The sequence below is a fragment of the Streptomyces albidicamelliae genome (assembly GCF_025642175.1).
Classification (GTDB): Bacteria; Actinomycetota; Actinomycetes; order Streptomycetales; family Streptomycetaceae; genus Streptomyces; species Streptomyces albidocamelliae.
This window is the reverse complement of record NZ_CP106795.1, coordinates 7,942,034-7,961,216: the sequence shown is the minus strand read 5'-3', so window position 1 is coordinate 7,961,216 and position 19,183 is coordinate 7,942,034. Positions and strand designations below refer to the sequence as shown.

Annotated in this window: 17 protein-coding genes; 9 read left to right on the top strand and 8 right to left on the bottom strand. The window is 72.1% G+C overall.

Annotated features, from left to right (window positions below):
- Nucleotides 1-171: 171 nt before the first annotated feature.
- From N8I86_RS35985 to N8I86_RS35975, 3 genes are read right to left on the bottom strand one after another with little or no spacing between them, the layout of a single operon-like run.
- A complete protein-coding gene (locus tag N8I86_RS35985; RefSeq protein WP_263279759.1) occupies nucleotides 172-1,545 on the bottom strand; it encodes an FG-GAP-like repeat-containing protein in 1,374 nt (457 codons plus the stop codon).
- A gap of 29 nt (nucleotides 1,546-1,574) precedes the next feature.
- Nucleotides 1,575-2,669, bottom strand: a complete 1,095-nt coding sequence (locus N8I86_RS35980) for a DMT family transporter (RefSeq protein WP_263279758.1) — start codon at nucleotides 2,667-2,669, stop codon at nucleotides 1,575-1,577.
- Nucleotides 2,666-3,271, bottom strand: coding sequence for a TetR/AcrR family transcriptional regulator (locus tag N8I86_RS35975; protein WP_263279757.1), 606 nt, complete (start codon nucleotides 3,269-3,271; stop codon nucleotides 2,666-2,668). The genes N8I86_RS35980 and N8I86_RS35975 overlap by 4 nt, the downstream gene beginning before the upstream one ends.
- Nucleotides 3,272-3,572: 301 nt before the next feature.
- On the opposite strand from N8I86_RS35975, the gene N8I86_RS35970 reads away from it, so the two are divergent.
- The gene (locus N8I86_RS35970; protein WP_263279756.1) at nucleotides 3,573-4,481 is read left to right on the top strand and encodes a COG4705 family protein; all 909 of its coding nucleotides are present in this window, start codon (nucleotides 3,573-3,575) and stop codon (nucleotides 4,479-4,481) included.
- Here the strand turns inward: N8I86_RS35970 and N8I86_RS35965 are convergent.
- Both N8I86_RS35965 and N8I86_RS35960 read right to left on the bottom strand, forming a co-directional pair.
- Entirely contained in the window at nucleotides 4,456-5,862 is a 1,407-nt protein-coding gene (locus N8I86_RS35965) for a sensor histidine kinase (protein WP_263279755.1), read from the bottom strand. The two genes, N8I86_RS35970 and N8I86_RS35965, sit on opposite strands and share 26 nt — an antisense overlap.
- Nucleotides 5,859-6,521 carry a response regulator transcription factor gene (locus tag N8I86_RS35960; protein ID WP_073898175.1) on the bottom strand — a complete coding sequence of 221 codons (663 nt, stop codon included), beginning with the start codon at nucleotides 6,519-6,521 and terminating at the stop codon, nucleotides 5,859-5,861. The genes N8I86_RS35965 and N8I86_RS35960 overlap by 4 nt, the downstream gene beginning before the upstream one ends.
- A gap of 446 nt (nucleotides 6,522-6,967) precedes the next feature.
- Here N8I86_RS35960 and N8I86_RS35955 point away from each other — a divergent pair, with 446 nt between their 5' ends.
- The 8 genes from N8I86_RS35955 (at nucleotide 6,968) to N8I86_RS35920 (ending at nucleotide 16,036) form a co-directional block, all read left to right on the top strand.
- Nucleotides 6,968-7,816 (top strand): STAS domain-containing protein, encoded by an 849-nt coding sequence (locus N8I86_RS35955; RefSeq protein ID WP_263279754.1) that lies wholly within the window; start codon nucleotides 6,968-6,970, stop codon nucleotides 7,814-7,816.
- Nucleotides 7,813-8,181 carry an STAS domain-containing protein gene (locus N8I86_RS35950; protein WP_263279753.1) on the top strand — a complete coding sequence of 123 codons (369 nt, stop codon included), beginning with the start codon at nucleotides 7,813-7,815 and terminating at the stop codon, nucleotides 8,179-8,181. Before N8I86_RS35955 ends, N8I86_RS35950 begins: the two co-directional genes overlap by 4 nt.
- Nucleotides 8,178-8,597 (top strand): anti-sigma regulatory factor, encoded by a 420-nt coding sequence (locus N8I86_RS35945; RefSeq protein ID WP_073898169.1) that lies wholly within the window; start codon nucleotides 8,178-8,180, stop codon nucleotides 8,595-8,597. Before N8I86_RS35950 ends, N8I86_RS35945 begins: the two co-directional genes overlap by 4 nt.
- Nucleotides 8,585-9,631, top strand: coding sequence for an ATP-binding protein (locus tag N8I86_RS35940; RefSeq protein WP_263279752.1), 1,047 nt, complete (start codon nucleotides 8,585-8,587; stop codon nucleotides 9,629-9,631). The genes N8I86_RS35945 and N8I86_RS35940 overlap by 13 nt, the downstream gene beginning before the upstream one ends.
- Nucleotides 9,628-10,020 (top strand): hypothetical protein, encoded by a 393-nt coding sequence (locus N8I86_RS35935; RefSeq protein WP_263279751.1) that lies wholly within the window; start codon nucleotides 9,628-9,630, stop codon nucleotides 10,018-10,020. Before N8I86_RS35940 ends, N8I86_RS35935 begins: the two co-directional genes overlap by 4 nt.
- A gap of 12 nt (nucleotides 10,021-10,032) precedes the next feature.
- Nucleotides 10,033-11,586 (top strand): ATP-binding protein, encoded by a 1,554-nt coding sequence (locus tag N8I86_RS35930; protein ID WP_263279750.1) that lies wholly within the window; start codon nucleotides 10,033-10,035, stop codon nucleotides 11,584-11,586.
- Nucleotides 11,583-13,199: a fused response regulator/phosphatase gene (locus N8I86_RS35925; RefSeq protein WP_263279749.1), complete on the top strand. Its 1,617-nt coding sequence runs from the start codon at nucleotides 11,583-11,585 to the stop codon at nucleotides 13,197-13,199. Before N8I86_RS35930 ends, N8I86_RS35925 begins: the two co-directional genes overlap by 4 nt.
- Nucleotides 13,200-13,366: 167 nt before the next feature.
- Nucleotides 13,367-16,036 carry an ABC transporter substrate-binding protein gene (locus tag N8I86_RS35920; protein WP_263279748.1) on the top strand — a complete coding sequence of 890 codons (2,670 nt, stop codon included), beginning with the start codon at nucleotides 13,367-13,369 and terminating at the stop codon, nucleotides 16,034-16,036.
- A 33-nt stretch (nucleotides 16,037-16,069) separates the two neighbouring features.
- On the opposite strand, the gene N8I86_RS35915 is transcribed toward N8I86_RS35920, so the two are convergent.
- The 3 genes from N8I86_RS35915 to N8I86_RS35905 all read right to left on the bottom strand — a co-directional run bounded on the left by N8I86_RS35915 (nucleotide 16,070) and on the right by N8I86_RS35905 (nucleotide 19,079).
- Nucleotides 16,070-17,368 (bottom strand): PP2C family protein-serine/threonine phosphatase, encoded by a 1,299-nt coding sequence (locus N8I86_RS35915; RefSeq protein ID WP_263279747.1) that lies wholly within the window; start codon nucleotides 17,366-17,368, stop codon nucleotides 16,070-16,072.
- A 57-nt stretch (nucleotides 17,369-17,425) separates the two neighbouring features.
- The gene (locus tag N8I86_RS35910) at nucleotides 17,426-18,124 is read right to left on the bottom strand and encodes an SDR family oxidoreductase (RefSeq protein WP_263279746.1); all 699 of its coding nucleotides are present in this window, start codon (nucleotides 18,122-18,124) and stop codon (nucleotides 17,426-17,428) included.
- Nucleotides 18,125-18,422: 298 nt separating this feature from the next.
- On the bottom strand, nucleotides 18,423-19,079 hold the full coding sequence (locus tag N8I86_RS35905) for a fasciclin domain-containing protein (RefSeq protein ID WP_263280209.1): 657 nt from the start codon (nucleotides 19,077-19,079) through the stop codon (nucleotides 18,423-18,425).
- Nucleotides 19,080-19,183: the final 104 nt, after the last annotated feature.

The window sequence follows — 19,183 nt, the reverse complement described above, 5'->3', positions numbered from 1 at the left end:
GCCGAGGACCCGCCGGGGTGGGACGGTCCGGGCACCGCGCGGGTGCCCGGACGGCGGGGACCTCGGTCCAGACCTTGCCGGCTGGGAGGTCGTGTTCGTTCTGGTTGCTTTGCGCAACATGCGGAGAGGGGCGCCGGTACGACCCCGGCGCCCCTCCACGAACCCGCGTGTCTACTTCAGCTCGGCGCCGAACGCCGCCTTGCTGTACGGCGCGCCGACCGCCTTCCCGCCGAAGCTGAGGACGTCGTCGGTGACCACGCCGGAGGGGCCGCCGCGCAGCACCCAGACCGCGCCGTTGCCGTTGTCCTCCCACGGCGCGTCGGCGGCCAGGTCGGCGCGGCCGTTGCCGTCGGTGTCGAGCAGCCGGACGGCGGCGCCGAACGCGTCGTACTTCTCGGCGGTGCCGGGCACGCCCTCGGTGTTCTGCCCGATCGACTGGGCGCCGGTGCCGGTCAGACCGGCACGGCTGCCGCGCAGAACGTTGACCACGCCCATCTCGTTCTCGCCGGGCACACCGACCGCCACGTCGTCGATGCCGTCACCGGTGAGGTCGCCGACGGCGATCGACGCGCCGAACCGGTCGTCCTCCTCCCGGCTGCCGGGGACTCCGGGCGAGTCCTGCGAGAACGTCGCCCAGGTCCCCGGCCCGCCGAGGCCCCCGGCCCTGCCGTACATCACCGAGACCGAGCTGTCGTTCTCGGAACCGGTCAGGAGGTCGTCATACCCGTCGCCGTTCACGTCGCCGACCGCCACCGCGCCGTCGCCCTCCGGGTGCTGGTCGGTGACGCGCTTGAGCCCGGTGGGACCGCTCAGGTAGAGGGTGCTGCAGTAGCTGCCGTCGCCGCAGTACTCGGTCACGACCAGGTCGGCGCGGTGGTCGCCGTTGATGTCGCCGGTGTCGCCGTCCCGGACGTCGATGTACTTCAGGTGGCCGGGGTCGAGCGGGGTCTTCGCGGCCGGGACACCGGTGCGCTTGAGCGGGCCCTTCCAGATCGTCCCGGTCGTGCCGATCGGGTCGTCGCCCGGGGCGAAGCCCGCCCGGAACACGGCGAGATCGAGGCGCCCGTCGCCGTCGAAGTCGGCGGTCTGCGTGGAGGTGGCCGGGATCGACCGGCCGCCGGACAGCCCGTGCGGGCCGCCCCAGACCACGACCGCGCCGTCCCGGGTCGAACTGCTGCCGACGACGAGGTCCGCGTAGCCGTCACCGTCCAGGTCGCCCTTGGACAGCTGACTCCCGAAGGCCTGTCCCTTGACGGCACTGCCGGGGACACCGGTGGTGGCCCGGCTGAGGTTCGTGCGGCGGGTGGTGGACAGGCCGTGCGGGCCGCCGTACATGACGGTGACGAACCCCGCCCCGGACTGGCCGCCGACCGTGCCGTTCGGGGCACCGACGGCCAGGTCGGCGTACCCGTCGCCGTTGAAGTCGTCGCGGACGGGCGTGCTCTTCGCCGGAGCGGCGGACGCGACCGGGACGGTGAGGGCGAGGGAGGTCAGGCCGAGGGTCAGCGGCAGGGCCCAGCGGACGTGCGAACGCGAGCGGAACAAGGAGGAACCCCCTGGTGTACAACTGATGGTCACCGCAGGAGACTCACCGCGTGTGCGAAGGGTTGTACGGCCAGGGGCCGTTCACCGTCCGCCGGGTCCCGGCCGGGCGCCGGCCACGCCCGCGGGGTGTTCCCGGTCGTCCCGTACCGCCGCGCCGGGAAGGGCCTCCCCGCCGCGCGCCGGGGGCCGCGTCGGCTCGGACGGCCGCCGGCACCTGTCGGCAGGGTCAGGACGGCGAGGCACAGGACGACGAGCGCGACACCGGCCCAGCCGGCGGCGGGGAGGCGTTCGCCGACGACGAGGACGGCCAGGACGGCGGCGACGGCCGGTTCGAGCAGGGACAGGGTGGTGGCCGTGCTCGCCGGCACATGCGTGAGACCCCAGCCGAACAGGAGGTAGCCGGCGAACATCGGGACGAGCGCCATGTAGGTGCCGACGGCCGCGTTGGTCCAGGAATCGACGAGCGGGCCGCCCGTCACCAGCAGGACGGGGAGGAGGAGCACTCCGCCGAGTCCGAAGACGGCGCCCATCGCCGCGCGTGAAGGGATGTCCCGCGTGATCAGCCGATGGGCGGCCCAGGAGTACAGGGCGTACGTCCCGGCCGCGACCAGCCCCAGTGCGATGCCGAGCAGCGTGCCGCCCAGGGACGAGCCACGCGTGCCGCCGGAGGAACGGGTGGCTTCCGCGACGCACAGCAGGACCGTGCCGAGCAGGCCGAGCGAGGCCGCGACCATCCAGCGGCGGGTGAGCCCGCGACGGTCCACGACCCGTTCGATCAGCGCCGAGGCCAGCGGCGTGGTGCCGATCGACACCACGGTGCCCACCGCGACGCCGGCCAGGTGCATGGAGCTGTAGAACGCCAGGGGGTAGACCGCCACCGAGACGGCGCCGAGGAGTACGGTCCCGCGCCGGGCGCGCAGTCGCGACGCGCTCCGGCTGATCGGTCCCGTGGCCGCGATGGCCTGGAGGAGCCCGCCCAGTCCCATGGCGACGGCGCCGATCGCGAGCGGGCCCACGGCGGGGGCAAAGGTGGCGGCCGTGCCCGTCGTACCCCACAGCACGGAGGCGGCCAGCACGCACAGCGCACCGGTCGTCGCGGACCGGCCGCCGTACCCGCCCTTCACAGCCGGTCCAGCAGGGCGCCGGCGAGGGAGCGGGCGCGCCGCAGACGCTCGTCGTCACCCTCCAGACCGGCGCGGGCCATCGCGCCCTCCAGCAGGAAGGCCAGATGCTCGGCGGTCTCGCGGGCCTCGTCGGCGCGCCCGGGGAGCAGCTCCGCGAGGTGCCCGGCGATCAGCCGCTCGACCTCCTCCTTGTGGGCGCGGACCACGGCTCGGCCCTCGTCGCCGGCCGGCAGCTCGGCGGCGGCGTTGAGCAGTCCGCAGCCGCGGAAGCCGCGCTCGTAGGTGAACGCGGCGTGGTCCGCGTACGCGTCGAACACCGCCAGCACGCCCTCGCGCGGCCCGTCGGCGTGTTCCAGCCGGGCCCGGTACAGACCGAGCCACTCCTCGTGGCGGGCGTCGAGATAGGCCCTGACCAGGTCGGCCTTGGAAGCGAAGTTGTTGTAGAGACTCATCTTCGCCACGCCGGCCTCGGCGGTGATCGTGTCGATGCCGGTCGCGGCCACACCGTCGGCGTAGAAGCGGCGGGCCGCCGCCTCCAGCAGCCGCTGCCGGGCCGGCCGGCGGCGGCCGCCGGTCCTCACATGTGCTTCCGTCTCGCCCATCACAATCCAGACTAGGTAGGTAGGTCTACCTAGAATAGGCACGGGCGCCGGGTGGCGCCACCTCCGGCGCGGGTGACCGCCTGGACCTGAGAAGGCGGGCCTCGGACTGACGGGCGTGCCGGTGCCGATGAGCGCGCTTCTCGCTCTGACCGGCCGCACGGCACGTGTTCAGGATGCGTTCAGGCTTCCTGTGCCACGGTCGGGGGTCTCGGCCGCCGTCGGCGGTCGGCACCTCCAACAGGGCGCTCGTCCCGCATTCGGGGCGGGCGCCCTGTCGTTCGACCGGCAAGGAGAGAGTGACTTGGAGACACCGGAGGTCCTCACCGACTTCGATGCGGCGCGCACGTCGAGCACGACCGGGTCGGTGAGGAAGAAGCTGCCCGAGGTGACGCCGGCGTTCTGGGTCATGAAGATCGCCGCCACGACTCTGGGCGAGACGGCGGGCGACCTCTTCGCGCAGACCCTGAAGCTGGGCTACTTCCTCACCACGATCGTGCTGTTCCTGGTGTTCGTGGTGACGCTGGTCGTCCAGCTGCGCTCGTCCCGCTACCACCCGTTCTTCTACTGGACCGTGATCCTGTCGACCAGCATGGCCGGCACCACGATGTCCGACTTCATGAACCGCGACGCCGGCGCCGCGTACCTCTCGAACGGCGCGACCAGGCTGGGCTGGGGCCCGCAGGGCCTGGGGCTGGGGTACCCCGCCGGCGCGGCGATCCTGCTCTCCGTCCTGCTGGCGATCTTCCTGGCCTGGAAGGTGAGCGGGATGACGTTCCAGATCCGCGACATCGTCACCTTCAGGGGGGAGGCCCTGTTCTGGTCGGCGATCCTCGTGTCGAACACCCTCGGCACCTCCATGGGCGACTTCCTGTCCGACAGTTCCGGACTGGGCTATGCCGGGGGCGCGCTGCTGGTGACCGGCGCGCTCGCGGTGCTCGGGGCGCTGATGCGGGTGCGCGCGGTCCCGAACGTCCTGTTGTTCTGGATCGCCTTCGTCCTCACCCGCCCGCTGGGCGCCACCGCGGGCGACTTCCTCACCAAGCCGGTGGCCAAGGGCGGCCTGGATCTCGGCACGGCGGGCTCGTCCGCCGTCCTGGTCGCCGTCCTGTTCGGGCTGATGGCCCACGCGCAGGTGCGGGAGCGCCGGGCCGCCGTCCGGCCGGCCGGGGCGGAGCGGGCCCCGGTCACCCGGCGGGCAGACCGACCGTGAATCTGGCCCCGGGCCGGTGCCCGGGGTCGTACGACACCTCGCCTCCGACGGCTCGGGCCAGGCGTCGCGCGAGCGACAGGCCGAGGCCCGCGCCGTCGTGCCCGTCGTCGGGGTCGGCGCGCCGGCCGGGCTGGAACAGTTCGTCGACGAACGCCTCCGACACTCCCGGGCCGTCGTCGGCGACGTCGATCCGTACGGCTCCGGGGACGCGCCGTGCGGACACGGTGACCTGGCAGTGGGCGTAGCGGAAGGCGTTGACGAGCAGGGGGCTGAGGATGCGTTCGAGGAGAGCGGGCGCGACCCCGGCTTCCAGCGCCGGGGCCCCGGCCCGGCGCACGGTGGGGTCCGTCTCCACCACGGTCTTCACCCCGTCGGGTACGACGAGGTCGCGGAGCAACCGGTCCAGAACGGGCAGGACGCCGGTGGTTCCGGGGGCCGTCGCCGGGCCGGCGGCGTTCTCGCGGGCGTCGGTCAGCAGGGTGTCGCAGATCGTGCGCATGGACCGGGCGGCCTCGGCGATCACCTCGTGGGTGGAGTGGATCTCGGCGTCCGTTCGGGGGCGGGCCCGGGACCAGTCGAGTTCCATGACGATCCGGGTGAGCGGTGTGCGCAGTTCGTGGGACAGCTCTCCCGTCAGCTGCTGTTCGTGGCGCAGGACGGTGCGTATGCGGTCGAGCAACGTGTCCAACGAGGTACCCAGTCGGGCGAGTTCGGCCGGGTGCTGTTCGTTGCCGAAGCGCTCGGCCGAGCCTACGGCGCTCCACTGTGCGGCCTGGTCGGTCATCGTCCGCACCGGGCGCAGGGCCCGGCCGACGGACAGGCGGGTGAGGACGTACGTGCAGCCGAGCATCACGGCGTCCAGGACGAGCGACCCCAGCAGCAGGGCGTCGGCCGAACTCCGGTACGGGGTCAGGTCCAGCGCGGTGACGACCGTGGCGGTGGCGCGGCGCCCGTGGAGGGGCTGTGCGCACAACCGGACGGGCCGGTGATCGGGCGCGCCGACGGTCGCGCAGGCATGCCTCCCCTGCGCGGCCAGCCGGTCGGCGGCCCGGGTCGGTGGGCTGCCGGCCGTGGCCGACGGCGGTTTCTCCAGCAGCCGGTTCCCGGCGTAGATCCACACGTGGGCGTCGAGGAGGCGGTCGTTGACGCTTTCCAGGACGCGGACCGCGGGTCCGGTGGTGTCGACGGTCGTCGCCACCACCGCGGCCCGGCTGCGCAGTTCGTCGTCCGCCTGGTGCCGCAGATGCCGGTCCGCCACGGCGTTGAACACCACGGTGAGGACCGTCATCAGCAGGGCGGCGGTGGTCAGTGCCACCAGGGAGAGGCGGCCGCGCAGGGTGCGCGGGGCGAGGCGGCGCAGGGTACGCGGGGCATGGTTCACGACAGGCGGTGTCCCCTCCCGCGTGCCGTGTCGATGCCGAGGCGACTGCCGGTCTCCCTGAGTTTGCGGCGCAGCCGGCTCAGGTACTGGTCCAGGGTGTTGTCGCTGACCTGTGCGCCCTCGGGCCAGCCGGCCCGCACCAGGTCGCGGCGGTGTACGAGCGTGCCGTCCGCGGCGACGAGCGTGGCCAGCAGCCGGAACTCGGTCGGTGACAGGGCGCTGCGCTCACCGCGCACGGTCATGCTGTGGTCCACGGCGTCCAGGACCAGGTCGCCGGTGGTGGCCGCCGCCGTCGCCGGGGTCCGTTTGAGGACGGCCCGCAGCCTCGCGGCGAGTTCGGCGAGGTGGAAGGGCTTGGGCAGGTAGTCGTCGCCCCCGGCGGAGAATCCCGACAGACGGTCGGTGAGCCGGTGCCGGGCGGTCAGGAAGATCACGGGGGCGGTGAAGCCGTTGGCCCGCATGGCCTGGCACACATCCCTTCCGTCCGCGTCGGGCAGGCCGATGTCCAGGACGGCGGCGGCCAGGCCGGCCGTGGCCAGCCGCAGGGCGGTCGCACCGTCGGCGGCAGGCACCGGGGCGAAGTCCGCCTCGGACAGGCCGCGGCGCAGCACGTCGCGCAGGGCGTGATCGTCCTCGACGACCAGGATCTTGGGGCGCATGATCCTCCGTCGGCTCCACGCCGGGTCGGGTGTGCGGGCGAGGAGGGCGGTGACGGCGCAGGAAAATCTCCAGCCACCCGTTGGCAGCCACCCTACCGTCTACAGTGACGTAGACACTCTAGCGGAAGCAGGCTCGCCCGAGCCGCACCGGAAGTGCGCGCGGCGGGGATGGCCGCACAGCGCACCGGCGATCCGGCTCCACGGGCCCCTGCTGCGCGCCGCCATCGACGGTGACGCGGAGAAGGCCGCGGACCTCGCCTCGGGACACGTGGCAAGGTTCGAGGCGGCGATCCGCAGCGTCATCCGACGCGGCACGCCGCCCGCGGCGCCGTCCGGACCGGCTCCACGGCCCTCCACGGCCATGAGTCGCGGGCGGGCCGCCACCCCTGATCACGTTTGCCGTATGGTCTCTTTGGCATATGCAGCCAACATTTGGTGGGGATGGCGTGACGACGGAGAGCAACTCCCAGATTCTGAGCGAAAGGCTGACCGCCGAGCGCGACGCCTTTCTCGCACAGTGGGCCCGGGTGGTCGGCACGGAGGTACAGGGCCGCCTGAGCACGGTCGAGCTGGAGCGTGAACTGGGCGAGTTGTACGACGCGGTCGTCGCCGCCCTCACCGCGGGCGGACTGGACGGCCGGGGCGAGCACTTCCGGGAGGTGCGCAGCCTGCTGATCGAGCTCTCCCGCAACCGCGCCCGGCAGGGCTTCACGCCCACGGAGACCGCCCGGTGCGTCTTCGCCCTCAAGGAGGTGCTGGAGCCGGCCCTCGCCGCCGACGAGAACGGCGCGCGCACGTACCTGCAGTTCGCGCGGCTCCTCGACGACCTCGGTCTGCTGACGACCGAGGCGTACGTGCGCACCCGGGAGGAGATCATCTCCTCGCAGGCCGAGCAGCTGCTGGAGCTCTCCACCCCGGTCGTCCAGCTGTGGAAGGGCGTGGTCGGCGTCCCCCTCGTGGGCACCCTCGACTCGGCCCGCACCCAGGTGGTGATGGAGAAGCTGCTGCAGAACCTGGTCGACAGCGACTCCACCCACGCCATCATCGACATCACCGGCGTCCCGACCGTGGACACCCAGGTCGCCCAGCACCTGCTGAAGACGGTGGTGGCCGCCCGCATGATGGGCGCACAGTGCATCATTTCCGGCATACGCCCGCAGATCGCCCAGACGATCGTGGCGTTGGGGATCGAGTTCGGTGACATCCCCACCAACGCCTCGCTGTCCGACGCGCTGCGCCGGGCGCTGAAGGAGATCGCCCAGGACGCCGAGGACGACGTGCGGGGTCTGCTGTGACCGACCGCGTCCCCGTACTCAAGATCGGCGCGATCCTGCTGGTCTCCATCCAGACGGACCTCGAGGACCAGATGGTGATGGACCTCCAGGAGGACCTGTCCAACCGCATCGTCGCCGACGACGCCAGGGGTGTCGTCATCGACATCTCCGCGCTGGAGATCGTGGACTCCTTCGTCGGCCGGATGCTGGCCACCAATGCGGCGATCTCGCGCGTTCTGGGCGCGGAGACCATCGTCGTCGGCATGCGGCCCGCCGTGGCCATGACGCTCGTGGAACTCGGCCTGTCCCTCCAGGGTGTCCGTACGGCCCTCAATCTGGAGCGCGGCCTGAAACTCCTGCGTCGTCTCAGCGCGAGCCGCGCATGAAGGACTACGGCACCGCGAGCGCCTCGATCGAGACCGTCTCCGTTGCCACCAGCAGCGACGTCGTCTCCGCCCGTCAGATGGTGCGTTCCCTCGCCCACAGCAACGGCCTGTCGCTGATCCACCAGACGAAGCTGGTCACCGCCGCGAGTGAACTCGGACGCAACATGCTGGTCTACGGCGGTGGGGGCGTCGTCCGGGCGGCTGCCGTCGACGACGCCGGCCGCTGCGGCATCTTCGTGGAGTTCGAGGACCAGGGGCCCGGGATAGCGGATCTGGAACTTGCGCTCACCGACGGGTGGACCTCGGGCAACGGCATGGGGCTCGGGCTCAGTGGCGCCAAGCGGCTCGTCGACGAGTTCGACATCGAATCGGGTCCAGGGGGTACCACTGTGCGCATTGTGAAGTGGGGCAGGTGAACGGCTCTCTTGTCGGCGCGGCCGGCGATGTCTGCTGGTTGAGGTCGGACATCGCGCTGGCCGCGGCGGCCCGCCGGCAGGCGGGGCTGCTGGCCCGCAGCATCTGCCTGTCCGAGGAGCGGGTGGCACGCTTCGAACTGTGCGTGACGGAGATGGCGACCAATCTCATCAAGTACGCGGACGACGGCTCACTGGCGCTGCGCGTCGTTCGCGTGCGCGACCGCGTGGGCGTCGAGTGCCTGTCCCTGGACAGCGGTCCGGGGATCGACGACGTCGAGCGGGCGCTGCGCGACGGCACCTCCGCGTCCGGCAGCCTGGGCATCGGCATGGGCGCCATCGAACGGCTCGCCGACGTCTCCGGTATCCACTCCCTGCGCGGCCGGGGCACCGTCGTCCAGGCGCGCTTCTGGGCGGACGGGCAGGTGCCGCCGCCCGGGCCGGCGGACACCGACGGGCTGACCCGGCCGATCAGTGGCGAGCAGGTCTGCGGTGACACGTGGGCGGTGCGCGCGGTCGTCAGCGACGGCGCCGAGGCGCTGCTGCTGATGATGTGCGACGGGCTCGGGCACGGGCCCCTGGCGGCGCGCGTCGCCGACCTGGCCGGGGAAGCCTTCCGGGACAGCCGTCACAGCCGCCCGGAGACCGTGCTGCAGGACGTGCACAACAGTCTGCGCGGCACCCGCGGTGCCGCCGTCGCCATCGCCCTGCTCGACCCGGCCGGGCAGCGTGTGCAGCTGTGCGGGGCCGGCAACATCTCGGCCCTGGTCGCGTCCGAGGGCACCCGCACCGGACTGCTGTCCATGCCGGGGATCGTCGGGGCGCAGCTGCCGCGGCTGCGTTGCTTCGAGGCCGCGTTCCCGCCCGGCGCCGCCCTGGTCATGCACTCCGACGGCCTCAGCGACCGCTGGAAGCCGGCGGACTTCCCCGGCCTGTTCACGCAGAACCCCTCGCTCGTCGCCGCGCAGATCCTCAACCAGGCCGCGGTCCGCCGGGACGACGCCGGGATCGTCGTGGCGATGCGCAGACAGCCGTGAACGCCGCGAGGTCCCTGCACGAACTGATCACCATCGGCCTGGAAGAGGCGAGGGACGTGGTCACCCTGCGCCGTTGCACCCAGGCGGTCTGCCGTGCCACGGGAGTGACGGGCACTCCTCTGGTACGGCTGACCACCGTCGTGAGCGAGGCCGGCGAGCACCTCCTCGGGACGCAGGACCTCACCGCGGAGCTGTGCCTGGAGGAGTCCGACGCCGTCGCGGTGGCCGTGCGGTTCCGCTGGAGGGAGGAACGCCGTCCGTCGGACGCCCTGCTGGCCGCGGCCGCCCGGCTGCTCGACGCCACTCGTCTGGAGCCCGTCACGGACACCGGCCGCCATGAACTCGTCCTCTGCCAGCGTGCTCCGGCCCCCGCGGGGTCCGTGCGGTAACTGGCCGCCGACGTGCGCGAGCGGCTCGCCGGCACCGACACGGCGGCCGATCTGATCGACGCGCTGCGCACCCAGAACCGCCAACTGCTGGCGGCACTGGAGGAATCGGAGCGCCAGCACGAGGAACTGCAGCGGCTGAACGCGGAGTTGGAGGAGACCAACGCGGGGGTCATGGCGCTGTACTCGGAGCTGACGAGCGAGCTCCAGGCGACGAACAGCGGTGTCGTGGCCCTGTACGCGGAGCTGGAGGACAAGACACGTCAGCTCGAAGTGGCCCACGAGTCCAAGACCCGCTTCTGGGCCAACGTCAGCCATGAGCTGCGCTCCCCGGTCAACTCCGTGATCTCCCTGGCCCGTCTGCTGCTCGACGCCGGTGCGGACCCGCTGTCCGACGAACAGCGTCAGCAGGTGGCGCTCGTGCAGGCGTCGGGGAGCACCCTGCTCGCCCTGGTCGACGAGCTGCTCGACGTCGCGAAGGCGGAGTCCGGCCGGCTGGAGCCGCATCCCGTGGACACCGATCTGCGGTCGCTGCTCCACCAGTTGCGCGGCACCCTGCGCGGCACCGCGCAGCCGGGGGTCGCTCTGCACATCCCGGACGAGAGCCAGTGGGGTCCGCTGCTGACCGACGAGGTCATGCTGACCAGGATCCTGCGGAACGTCCTGTCGAACGCCCTGAAGTTCACGACGGAGGGTTCGGTGACCCTCACCGTCACGGAAGTGGACGGCGATTCCGGCCCCCGCTTCGTCTTCCGCGTGCAGGACACCGGCGTCGGCATCCCGGCCGACGAACTCGACCGCGTCTTCGAGGAGTTCTACCAGGTACGCGGACCCCATCAGCGGGGCCGGGCCGGAACCGGCCTCGGGCTCCCCTACGCGCGGCGGCTGACGCAGTTGCTCGGCGGCAGCCTGACGCTCGGCAGCGAGGTCGGCGTGGGGACGACGGTGGTCGTCGACATCCCCGCCCTGTCGGCCCGGCCGATGCCGGAGACGACGGCCGAGCCGGCGGCAACGGTTGAACCGGCGCCGGCGGCGTCGGCGTACGACAGCCGGGCGGAATCCGCGGGCGCCGGTCCGGGCCTCGCGGCACCGGACGTGCCCCTCACGGAACGGGGCGGGCCACCCGAGCCGTCGCCGCACGCGGCGGTGAACTCCGTGGTGGTCGTGGACGACGACGAGACGTTCGTGGCCGGCTTTCGCACCCTGCTGACGGCGTACGCCGGGTCCGTCACCGTGGTCACCGACAGTGCCCTGGCCGTGGGCACCGTCGAGAGGGAGCGCCCGGACATCGTCTTCCTCGATCTCAACATGCCCGGCACCGACGGGTACGAGGTCAGCCGGCTGCTGGCCGCGAATCCGGCGACGGCCCGGGTGCCCGTGGTCGTACTGACCGCACTGGAACCCGCCGACGTGGACCGCACCCGCCTCGCCCAGGTCCGGCTGGTGCTGAACAAGTCCCGCCTCACCTCGGCCGGCCTCGCCGCCGCCGTACGGCAGGCCGCCCTCCGTCCACCCCAGTCCTTCGCCATCGACTCTCCGGCGCCGCCCCGGACCGAGGAACGCCGATGACACTCCCCAGCGACACCGACCACAGCCCGGCACTCATCCTGGTCGTCGACGACGCGCCGACCAATCGGTACGTCCTGGCCACCACCCTGCGCCGGGCGGGACATCAGGTCATAGAGGCCGAGGACGGCACGCAGGCCCTCGAACTGCTGAGCGTGCCGGGGCCGCTGCCGGAGATCGCCATCGTCGACGTACGGCTGCCCGACATGACCGGGTTCGAGGTCTGCGAGCACATCAAGAACACCCCGGCCACCGCCGCGCTCCCGGTCATCAACATCTCCGCCTCCGCGATCACCGTGAACGACCGGACACAGGGCCTCAACCGGGGTGCGGACGCGTACCTGGTCGAGCCCGTGGCCCCGGACGAGCTGCTCGCCACCGTCACCGCCACCCTGCGCTACGCCCGCGCCCGCCGCCGCGCCGAACTGCTGGCCCACCGACTGCACCTGCTCAACCACTTCACCCTGGCCCTGTACAGCACCACCGACTCCCAGGAGCTGGTCCGGGTGACGGCCCGCGCGGCCGCGGCCATCTTCGGATGCGGCGCGGCCGCGATGCTCACCACGCCCGAAGGCCGTCCCCTGGTGGCGCACACCTGGCAGGACCGGCCCGGCCGGTCGCGGCCGACGGAGCCGCAGGTGCACACGATGGCGGCCTGGCCCTGGCGGCGCGACCGTTCCGGCTCCCAGGACCGGCCGGGACCGGAACCCGAACTGCCGTGCCTGCCCCCCGATCTCAAGGACCCGGCGCACCGGCGCACCGTCAAGGGCCGGGCGAAGTCCGAGCGCCCCCCTGTGGTCGTCGTCATCGCCGCCGACGCCGTCACCACACCGGACGACGAGCAGGTGCTGGCCCAGCTCACCCAGGCGAGCACGCTGGCCCTGGAGGCCTTGCGCAGTTACAGCGAGGAGCACGCCCTCGCCCTCACCCTGCAGCGCAGCTTCCTGCCCGAGCGGCTGCCGGAGAACCCACGGGCGCAGCTGGCCGTGCGCTATCTGCCCGCCAGTGAACGCACCGAGATCGGCGGCGACTTCTACGAGGCGATCAGCACCTCCGCGGGCCTGGTCGTGGCCGTCGGCGACGTGGCCGGGCATTCGCTGGACGCGGCCATGATCATGGGCCAGATCCGGCACGCCCTGCGCGCCTACGCCGCGGAGGGACACCCGCCGGAGACGATCCTGGCCCGGCTCGACCACCTGCTGATGTCCGTGGAGCCGGGCGCCACGGTCACCCTCTGCGTCATCCTGATCGAGTACGACTCGGACACCCTCCACCTGGCGAACGCGGGACATCTGCCACCCCTGTTGCGCAACCCGGACGGTACGACCTTCTTCGTCCCGGAGCACGGCCCCCTCCTGGGCCTCGGCCTGCCCCACCCGCCCGCGCGGAAGATCACCGCGGAGCCCGGCGCACTGATCATCCTCGTCACGGACGGCCTGATCGAACGGCGGCACACGGATCTCCAGCACTCCCTGGGCAGTCTCGCCGAAACGGTGAGCGCGGCTCCCACCGGGCCGGAGGAAGCCTGTGCCCACCTGCTGGAGCACCTGCCGCCGGACGGCAGCGACGACGTGGCCCTGATGGTCGTACGGCTGAACGCCGCCCGAACCTGCTGACCGGCGCCGCCGGCCGGTGGCGGAGGGCGACCGGGGCAGAGTCACGACATCCACAGACGCGGAAACGATCCGAATCACTCATTAGGTTTCAGTGATTGCTTTAACCCGATTCGGCGGACATCGCCCGTGGCATGTTGACCTCCTCACACCACCTCGGGAGGATCCGCGTGCCCAACTCCCCCACGCCCACGGACGCGTCGCCGCGCTACCCCCGCTGGGCCGACCGGCTCATACGCCAGCTGGACGCCTTCGCCGCCACCCGGTCCCGGGCGGAGCGGGTGCCGGCCCTCGTCCTCAGCCGTCAGGAGGGCGGCGACGTCAGGGCACCCGCGTTCATGATCCGGGAGTACGAGCACCGGCTCTCACCGGTCCGCGGCACCACCCACTTCCAGGTGCCGCACGCCGTCGTCGACGACAAGGAGCTCACCGGCGGCTTCCTCGCCGCGATCGACCGCGTGGCCGTGCGGTTCCAGCTCACGATGCCGTCGGGACGGCTGCGCCTGCCGTCCTTCCACACCTGCCGGGCCGTGCTGGAGGCGGAGCGGGGCACGGGGGACCTGCAGGCGCAACAGCAGCCGATCGTCGATGAGTTGTACACCGCGCTGCTGACGAGGCGGAGGTCGCTCAGGACCGGCGCGCGGGTCGCGGAGCTGCTGGGGCAGCACCTTCTGACCGGCTGGCTGCAAGGGCTCGTCACCGCGCTGATCGTCGGCTTTCCCAAGCTCTGCTACCGCTTCCGTCTACGCCACTGGGGTCTGCGCTGGGTCGCGGACGAGAGCAACGCGACCTGCTTCCTGGACGCGGCGCTGGCCTTCTGCCGCGACGGCGAGCTGGACGCAGAGGATCCGCGGGTGCGGCGGATCCTGCTGCGCGCGCTGCTCACCGACCTGCGGAGGGCCACCCGGAGCAGGACCTGGCTGAGCCATGTGTGGGCCCGTCGCCGGTGGTCCTTCGTCGTCCTCGTCCCGGAGATCGACGACGTGGACGGCGCCGGCCGGGCGTTCCTCGGCACCTTCGAGGAACTCGCCGGCGACCAGCCGTCCCGCCCCCTCCTGGTCCTGGCCGCCTGCGCGGGCCCGCCCCCGGCGTACGCCGCCCCGATCGACGCCGACCTGCGCCGGCCGAACGGCATCCCCGACAAGGTCTTCACCTACCTCAAGGAAGGCAGTGCCGAGCCCGTACGTCTCGTCACCCTGCCGGCCGAGGACGACACCGAGGGCACGGCGAAGGAGCGGATCGAGACCCACCCCGGTGTCATGGCCCGCAGGGACCGCCCCCTGGACTGGCTGCGTCCGGCCGTGCTTCCCGCACTGGCCCTGGCGAGCGCCGGCGCCCTTCTGGCCCCGCACTACCTCTGGCCGGCGCCCTCACCCGAGCCGCCGGCGGCGCCCTCGTGCGTCACGGTCGGGACGGGCGAGCGGGTGGGCGTCACGGACGGCAGGCAGTGCAGTCTCGCCGTGCCGGGGAGCCGCGGGAAGGAACTGCGCGACCTCGAACGCCAGGTCGCGCGGGAGAACGCCCTCGTCCCCGGCGGGCGTTACCGCACACTGGTCTTCCTCGCACCCCTCAGCCTGCAGAACGGCGTCTACGACGATCCGCCGGTGGGGCTGCAGATCCTGCGCGGTGCGATCGCGCAGCAGCACCGCCTCAACGCCGGGGTCCGCCAGAACAAGATGCCGATCCGGCTGCTGATCGCCAACACCGGCCAGTACTTCAAGTACGGTGCCAGGAGCGCCCGGTCACCGAAGGATCCCGACGTCACCCGGATGATCGTCGAACGTCGGCGAAAGGACCACATCGCCGCCGTCATCGGGCTCACGCAGAGCCGACCCGAGTCGCTCGAAGCGGCCCGGGAACTCGACCAGGCCGGCATCCCGGTCATCGCCAACGGAGTGACCGGCAGCAACATGGTCGGGCCCGAGTCGCCGCAGCGCTACTTCCAGATCTCCGCACCCAACGCGCGGGTCGCGCCGGTCCTCGCCGACTTCATCGAGCACTCCCCCACCGTGCACGGCCTCAGCAGTGGCACACCGCACGCCGTGGTCGTGTACGACCCGACCGACGCATACTTCAGCACGGACCTGAAGAACCTGTTCCTCGACTCCTACGGCAAGCACGGCGGCGTCGACCTGGTCGGCTTCAGCGAGAAGCCCGGGGCGACCACCCCGGACAACATCGCGACGGACGTGTGCAACAAGGTCTCCGCCACCCACGGCATCATCGTGTACCTGGGCCGCTCCGGAGTCCTGCCCAGCCTCCTCAACGCCATGCAGAGCGCGGGCGGGCACTGCCAGCCGCCGGAGGGAAGCACCATCCCGCTGATCGCCGAGAGCGCCCCCATCGACTTCCAGCTCCACCCGGCCGAGACGGCGCGCGCCTACCCGTACATGACGCTCATGTACGAGACGGCGAACGCCCCCACGCAGGATCCGCGTGACCCGTACGCGCAGTTCACCCGTGATTTCGCGGCCGTCTTCGGCGGCCGCAGCGCCGACGCCGACGCCGCCGGCGGTTTCGACACGGTGGGCATCGTCACCAAGGTCGTCGAGAACCTGCTCCCGGCGTCCCACGACGTCCAGCCCAACGACATCTACCTGTGGCTCACCGCCCACGGGGTGTCCCAGTACCCCGGCGCCTCGGGCGTGCTGCGCCTGGACGGCAAGCACAAGTACCCGCCGGACAAAGCGGTGTTCATCCGCGAGATCGGCCAGCCCGACGGTGCGACGGCGACCCTGCTGAGCTGCGGGATACTGCCCAACCGGCAGCACCCGGCCCGCTGGGGGTCCGAGCCCGACACCTTCCCCTGCCCCCGGGACGGCTCCCCGCCCGCCTTCTGACCCGGTCCCGAGGACGGCCGCACGGCCGGGCGGTCAGAGACCGACCACGATCAGTGCGATGTCGTCGCGTGCGCCATGGCTGACCCCCAGACGCTCCAGCAGGGCGTCGGCCAGGGCGTCCGGGGTCTGCCCGAGGCAGTCGCGCAGGGTGTCGGTCAGACGCTGCAGTCCCTTGTCGATGTCTTCGTCACGGCGCTCGATCAGGCCGTCCGTGTAGAGGACCAGGACGTCACCCGGGTGGTAGGCGGCGCCCGCCTGGGGGCGCGGCACATGGGTGGGTCTGGCGCCCAGGGGTGGATCGGTGGCCTGGTCCAGGAGCTGGCAGGTGCCGTTCGGACGCATGAGGACGGGCGGCGGATGACCCGCGCTGGAGTAGATGACCAGCTGGGAGCGGGTGTCGACCAGCGCGGTGACGGCGGTGGCCGCCAGTGCGCCGTCGACGGAGCGGGCGTACAGGCCCAGCACCTCGAGCGCCTGGGCCGGGCCCGCCACGGCACGGCTGGCCGCCGACAGCGCGCTGCGCAGCATGCCCATGACAGTGGCGGCTTCGAGTCCATGGCCGACCACGTCGCCGACGGCCACGAAGAAGCGCCCGTCGGTCAGGTCGACGGTGTCGTACCAGTCGCCGCACACGTTCAGCGAGCCGATCGCCGGCAGGTAGCGCACCGCCACATTGGAGTGCCGCGCCAGGTCGGGCGAGTGCAGCATGGCTTCCTGCAACGTCATCGCCACCTGCCGCTCGCGCGCGTGCGCCCGCCGCAGTTCCTCGTTCACCCGCTCCAGTTCCTGGGCGCGGGCGTACAGCTCCGCCTCCAGACCCGCGGGCGGGGGGCCCGGCCGGTCGACGGGTTCCGGCCGCTGCCGCTCGCGGCGGCTGCGGACGAAGCCGGTCACGTCCTCGACCCGGTGGATGATCCACGCGACCTTGCCGTCCGGGCCGACCACGGGGGTGTTGACCGGCGACCACCACCGTTCCTCGAAGGAGCCCGGCTGCCTGGGGACGGGGATGTCGTACCGCTGGACGGCCATCGTGTCGGGCCTGCCCGTGGTGAGCACCCGTTGCAGGGAGGCCGACAGGTTCCGCCGTCCGTCGGCCTCCGGGTCGGCCGGGTTGTCGGGGAACGCGTCGAAGATGTACTGCCCGAGCAGTTCCCGCCGGGTGCGGCCGGTGACCCGGCAGTAGGCCGCGTTCACCCCGACGATCACCAGACCGGGGTCGACCACCAGGTAGGGACTGGGTGTGGCGGCGAACAGCGCGGCGTAGTCGACCAGGTCACCGCTCGGCTGCTCTCCGAAATCAGTAGCACCCACCTGTCCAATGTAAGCGGGCATCGCCCGGCAGGCTCGCGTACGGCGGCCGCCGCGGAGGGCCACCGTCGCGGGGTGCGGTCAGCGGTCGGCGTACAGCGTCTCCAGATCGCCCGAGAGCGCGGCGCGCACACGCCGGGTGACCTCGTCGACGAGCACTTCGGGCGCGTCGTCGAGCAGCGCGGCCATCGTCATCTCGGCCACGTCGGCCGCGAGGATCTTCGGTGAGTCGATGTCCGCCGCGAGATCGGTGTCCACGTAGCCCGCGTGCACGCCGACGACCAGCGTGCCCTGTTCGCGCAGCGCCAGCCGGAAGGCGTTGGTCAGCGACCACTGGGCGGACTTGGAGGCCGCGTAGCTCGGGAGCCGCCGGTTGGCCACCCAGGACGCCACGGACAGCATGGTGACGAGAGCCCCGCCGCCGTTGGCGGCCAGCACGGGCGCGAACGCCCGCGACACCGCCCAGGTGCCGAAGTAGTTGACCTCCATCTCCCGCCGTGCGCCGTCGAACGACCCCTCCAGGAGTGCCGGACCACCGGCGACGCCGGCGTTGTTGATCACGATGCTGACGTCGTCCGCGGTGCGCGCGGCCGCGGCGACCTGCTCCTCGTCGGTGACATCGAGCCGCAGCGGGGTGACTCCGGGTTCGCGCATGCTCTCCGGATCCCGGACACCGGCGTAGACCTTGGCGGCACCGTGAGCGAGCAGCGCCCGGGCGAAGGCCAGGCCGATGCCGCGGTTGGCTCCCGTGACGAGAGCGGCGGAACCCTTGATGTCCATGGTCGGCCCTCCTGTGACGGTGTGAGGTTGCGAACGTCCCGCGGGCCCCGCGGGCACCGGCAGTCGCCGGCGGGGGGCGAGGCCGGCAGCGTCGTGCGGAAGAGGGCCGGACACCTCCCGGCCGCTCGTCCCAGTGTCCTCTTCCGGCCTGCTGATCGCCTTCCGGTACGGGCGGCGGACCGAACCGGGGACCGTGGAAGCGGGCCGGCTGGGCGTCGCCGACGGACGAAGGGCGCCCGCCGGCCCCGGTGCGGGGCCGACGGGTGCCGGGGAGGGCGTCGGGGGGCGCCGGTGGATGTCACATCTTGGGCATCAGAACGGTGTCGACGATGTAGACGTTGGCGTTGGCGGTCTTCACGTTGCCGCAGACGACCTTGGCGTTGTCGTTGACCGTGTAGGACTCGCCCGATCCGGAGGTCGTGACCTTCGACTTCTCCAGGGTGTCGAAGGAGCCGTTCTCCAGGTCCTTCGGCGCGAGCTTCTGGCCGACGACGTGGTAGGTGAGGATCTTAGTCAGCTGGGCCTTGTCGGCCAGGACCTTGTCCAGGGTCGCCTTGGGGATCTTCTTGAAGGCGTCGTTGGTCGGCGCGAACACCGTGATGTCCTGGGCGTTGTTGAGGGTGTCGACCAGGCCGGCCTTCTTCACCGCGGTCACAAGGGTGGACAGCGCCGGGTTGTTGGAGGCGGCGGTGGCCACCGGGTCCTTGGCCATGCCGTCGAAGGAACCGGCGCCGTTCTTCGGCACGGCCGAACAAGCCGCACCGAACGGCTGGTCCGTGTTGCTCGCGCCGCTGCTCGAACCGCCCATGTCGGCTGCGCTCTCCGTGGCAGAGGCCGACGCCTTGCCGGCGGAGTCGGACTTGTCCGAGTCGCCGCCGGAGCAGGCGGTGAGGGCCAGGGGCAGTACGGCGGCCGCGGCGAGAAGGCCGGTGGTACGGCGGAAACGCGTGTTCATCATGTTCTCCTGTTGAATCGCGCAGCACTGTGCGGCTGCGTCGGGGGGTGTGGGGAAATGTGGCTCCGGAGGGCGCGAGGCCCGGGTGACGGGGCCCGCCCGGA